Origin of the sequence: Pseudomonas indica NBRC 103045 (assembly GCF_002091635.1) — a bacterium.
GTDB lineage: Bacteria > Pseudomonadota > Gammaproteobacteria > Pseudomonadales > Pseudomonadaceae > Pseudomonas_M > Pseudomonas_M indica.
The window spans coordinates 1-915 of the sequence record NZ_BDAC01000058.1 but is presented as its reverse complement, the minus strand read 5'-3'; the positions used below and the strand labels follow the sequence as shown (position 1 = coordinate 915).

Sequence of the window (915 nt, the reverse complement as noted above, 5' to 3'; positions counted from 1 at the left end):
TAGGTTCTGTACGAAAAGTCTAAGCGGGTAGAATCGGCGCCATGACAGGCTGGAGGCCCGCATGGCAAAGCGTTACGAACTCCCGGATGCAGCTTGGGAGCTGATCGTTGATCTGGTTTCCCCCGAACAGAAAATGGGGCGACCCCGCAGTGATGACCGACTGATGCTCAATGGCATCTTCTGGCTTCTGTGCTCAGGAGCAGCTTGGCGCGACCTGCCCGAGCGGTTCGGCCCATGGTCGACGGTGTATCAGCGGTTTCGTGACTGGCGGGATGACGGCACGTTCGACCAGGTTCTTGAGCGTCTGCACGTTCGCCTGAATCAGGAGGGGTTGATCGATCTGGATACTTGGATGATTGATTCCACAGCGGTGCGAGCAACCCGAGCCTCTTCTGGCGCCGGGAAAAAGGGGGGCCAGAAGAGCCGTTAGATCATGCCTTGGGACGCAGCAGAGGTGGCCTGACCACCAAGATCCATATGGTTTGCGATGCCAACGGCGTGCCTCTGCGCTTTTTGCTGTCGCCGGGTCAGGCCAGCGATATATCGAATGCTCAGGCACTGTTGGATCAGGTGCGCATCCCCGGCAAGCAAGGCCGGCCTCGCAAGCGCTGCCGCTGGTTGCTAGCCGACAAGGGCTACGATGCCGAGCATCTGCGCCAGTACTGCGACCGTTACCGCATGCAGCCGGTGATTCCGCAGCGCACCATGAAGCGCAACCCCAAGCCAGGACTGCCCCGGCTGTTTGATCGTCCGAAATATCGGCAGCGCAACATCATCGAGCGGATGTTTGGCTGGCTGAAAGAGAGCCGGAGAATTGGCACCCGTTACGACAAGCTCGCCAGAAGTTTTGGTGCGATGGTCACGCTGGCTTGCACGCTGCGGTGCTTACGACAGTACTTTTCGTACAGAACCTAA

Annotated in this window: 1 protein-coding gene; it reads left to right on the top strand. The window is 58.9% G+C overall.

The window, feature by feature from the left end:
- The first annotated feature begins 61 nt into the window (after positions 1-61).
- Positions 62-915, top strand: a protein-coding gene (locus tag PIN01S_RS26145) for an IS5 family transposase (protein WP_139809704.1) whose coding sequence is annotated in 2 segments (ribosomal slippage) — positions 62-404 and positions 404-915 — 855 coding nt in all. Because the reading frame shifts where the segments join, the coding sequence is not laid out codon by codon here.